Annotated in this window: 4 protein-coding genes; all 4 read left to right on the forward strand. The window is 73.4% G+C overall.

Annotated features, from left to right (window positions below):
• Positions 1–517 (forward strand): ABC transporter permease subunit (locus tag FDZ70_08390; GenBank protein ID TLM72523.1); only part of this gene is annotated, 517 nt, incomplete at its 5' end.
• On the forward strand, positions 514–1620 hold the full coding sequence (locus FDZ70_08395) for an ABC transporter ATP-binding protein (protein TLM72524.1): 1107 nt from the start codon (positions 514–516) through the stop codon (positions 1618–1620). The genes FDZ70_08390 and FDZ70_08395, both read left to right, overlap by 4 nt.
• 49 nt (positions 1621–1669) lie before the next feature.
• Positions 1670–3073: a formate dehydrogenase accessory sulfurtransferase FdhD gene (fdhD, locus tag FDZ70_08400; protein TLM72525.1), complete on the forward strand. Its 1404-nt coding sequence runs from the start codon at positions 1670–1672 to the stop codon at positions 3071–3073.
• A partial coding sequence (locus tag FDZ70_08405; GenBank protein TLM72526.1) for a molybdopterin molybdenumtransferase MoeA occupies positions 3070–3198 on the forward strand: 129 nt, incomplete at its 3' end. The genes fdhD and FDZ70_08405, both read left to right, overlap by 4 nt.

The raw sequence follows: 3198 nt of genomic DNA on the forward strand, positions 1-3198 counted from the left end.
GACGCTCGCGAACGCGGGCAGGGGCCTGCCGCCCGTCGTCGTCGGGCTCGTCGTGGCGATGACGCTGTCGCGCCGAGGCCCGCTCGGAGGGCTCGAACTGCTCTACTCGCGGCCCGCCATGGTCATCGCGCAGGTCGTCATCGCACTGCCGGTGGTCATGGCGGTCACCGCGGCCGCCGTCCGATCGGTCCCGAGGGAGCTGCGGCTGCAGGCGCGCTCCCTTGGGGCGTCGGCGCCGCAGGAAGCGTGGCTCACGCTGTCCGAGGCCCGTCTCGGCCTAGCGGCGGCGGTCGCGGCCGGGTTCGGCGCCGTGATCTCGGAGGTCGGGGCCGTCATGATGGTGGGCGGGAACCTCGCCGGTGACACGCGCGTCATGACGACCGCGATCGTCCAGTTCACCCGCATGGGCCGCTACGGGCCGGCGCTCGCGCTCGGGGCCGTGCTGATGTCCCTCGTCGTCGCCGTGAACGTCGTCATCACCGCGTTCCAAGGCTCGGCGGACCGGTACTATCGATGAGCGAGAGGGTCGGCATAGAGGTCCGCGCGACGGGCCTGCGGCGCGCGCACCGGGGACGAGTCGTGCTCGAGGTCCCGTCACTCTCACTGCCTGCTGGCCAGGTGACGGCGGTGCTCGGGCCGTCCGGCGCGGGCAAGTCGACACTCCTCGGCATTGTCGGCCTGCTGGAGCGGCCGGACGCGGGGACGGTCGAGTTCGACGGCCGGCTCGTCGGCACGCGCGACCGTGATGCCAGACTGCGGACGTCAGCGGTGTTCCAGAGGCCGTTCCTGTTCAAGGGCACGGTCGGCGCGAACGTCGCGTACGGGCTGCGGCTCCGCGGCGTCGTGGCGTCCGAACGGGAGCGCCGCGTCGCCGGCGCGCTCGAGCGCGTCGGCCTCGCGGGGTGGGAGCAGCGGTCGGCACTGACGCTGTCGGGCGGCGAGGCGCAGCGTGTGGCGCTGGCGCGCGCGCTCGTGCTCGAACCGCAGATCCTGTTGCTCGACGAGCCGCTCGCCTCGCTGGATCCGGTCCTCAAGCACCGGGTCGCACGCGAGTTCGCCGAGCTGTTCGCGAACACGCGGTCCACCGTTCTGTACGTCACCCACGACCAGGACGAGGCGATGACCGTCGCGGGCCGCGTGGTCGTGATGAGGGATGGCCACGTGATGTCGGAGGGTGTGACCGCCGACGTGATGGGCCTGGCCGCGGATGAGTGGTCGGCGAGGTTCCTCGGCGTCGAGCCCGCCGCGCGAGGCACGGTGGCCGAGAGCGACAACGGGCTCGTGCGCGTGGCCTGCGACGGCGTCGACCTGTACGCGGTGTCGGATCTCCCCCCGGGGACGGCGGTCCTCGTCGGCGTTCGACCCGAGGACGTGATGCTGTTCGACAGCGGAGCGGATCTGCCGGCGTCTTCCGCTCGCAACCGCATCGTCATGCGCGTGGTCGACCTCGAGCCACGCGGCGGCGTCGTGAGGCTCGCGCTGCAGGCCGGCGGGGTGCGGTTCGCGGCGACGGTGTCGCGCGCCTCCGCGCTCGATCTGGCGCTCGCTCGCGACTCGCGGGTGCTCGCGCTCATCAAGGCCACGGCGGTCCGGGTGAGGCAGGACCGCGCGACGGCCTGACCCGCCGGCGCGCTACAATCATCGGACTGCTCTCGAGAGGCCCCAGACCGTGACCGGACCCGCGTCCACGCTCCCCATCACCGCCGCCGTGCTCGCCGGCGGGCGGAGCATGCGCATGGGGGTCGACAAGACGCTCATCCCGTTCGAGGGCGAGGCGCTCGTCACGCGCGTCGCCGAGACCGTGGCGGCCGTGTGCGCACACACCGTCGTGGTGACGAACCGCCCCGACGCGCTCGAGTGCGCCGGCCTGCCTGAAGGTGTCCGAGTGCTCCCCGACGAGGTCGCGTACCAAGGGCCTCTCGGCGGGCTCGCCACCGCGCTGGCCGCGACCGAGGACGACTGGGTGCTGGCCGTAGCCGCCGACATGCCGTGGCTCGAGCCGGCGGTCGTGCGCGCGCTGTGGGACGCCCGCGGCGACGCTCGCATCGTCGTCCCGGTCTCCGACAAGGGGCCCGAGCCGCTGCTCGCGCTCTACCACCGCGACTGCCTCGGACCCGCGCGGCGGGCGCTCGCGGGCAGCCGCCGACGGCTCGTCGCCATCTTCGCCGAGGTGCCCGTTGCCGAGGTCCCGGTCGACGCACTGCGCGCGCTGGACCCGGAGCTGCGCTCGCTCGTCAACGTGAACACCCCCGAGGAGCTCGCTGAGGCACGCGATCCCGGCCCGGGCGAGGGCGCTCCCGAGGCCGTGCGCGTCACCGTGATGCCGCACAACGGGCATCGCGGGCTGCCGTCCGAGCATCCCGTGACGGTCTACATGAACGACGTCGAGGTCGCGACGGTGCAGGCGACCCCCGCCGACCTCGAGGAACTCGCCTGCGGCTTCCTGCTGTCCGAGGGGCTCATCGCCGACCGCGACGCTCTCCGGTCGGTCGACGTCGACCGCAAGCGCGGCCTCGTCTACGTCACCACCCGCGAGTCCGTGCCCGACGACATGGTCTTCCGTACCCGGTATGTGACGAGCGGCTGTGGCAAGGGCGTCACCTTCACCTCCCTCGGGCACGCCCGCGGGCTCGCGGCGGTCGCGAGCGACGCCACCGTCTCCGCCGGGGAGGTCTACGATCTCGTCGGCCAGCTCGCGCGCGCAGCCGAGCAGTACCGCGACCGGGGTGGCACGCACGCCTGCGGGCTCGGCATCGACGGCGAGGTGCGCGTCGTGCGCGAGGACGTCGGCCGGCACAACGCGCTCGACAAGCTGCTCGGCCGCGCGTGGCTCGACCGCATCGACACCGCCGGCGCCGTGCTCGTGACCACGGGCCGCATCAGCTATGAGATGGCGGTCAAGGCCGCCAAGGCCCGCGTGCCGATCGTCGTGTCGCGCACGGCCGTCACCGACCTGGCGGCCGAGATCGCGGCCGAGCTCGGCATCACGCTCGCGGGCTATGCGCGCGGTGGCAGGATGACCGTGTTCACGCACCCGCGCCGCATCACGGGCATGGGGGAGGACGGCCGATGAGCGACGTGCTGACGGTCGAGCAGGCCCGGGACCTCGTGCTCGCGCGCGCGCGCGTGCTCGAAGGCGAGCGGGTGCCGCTCGCCGAGGCGCTCGGACGGGTGCTCGCGGAGGACGTCGCGAGCGAC

The sequence above is a fragment of the Actinomycetota bacterium genome, assembly GCA_005774595.1.
Taxonomy (GTDB): Bacteria; Actinomycetota; Coriobacteriia; order Anaerosomatales; family D1FN1-002; genus D1FN1-002.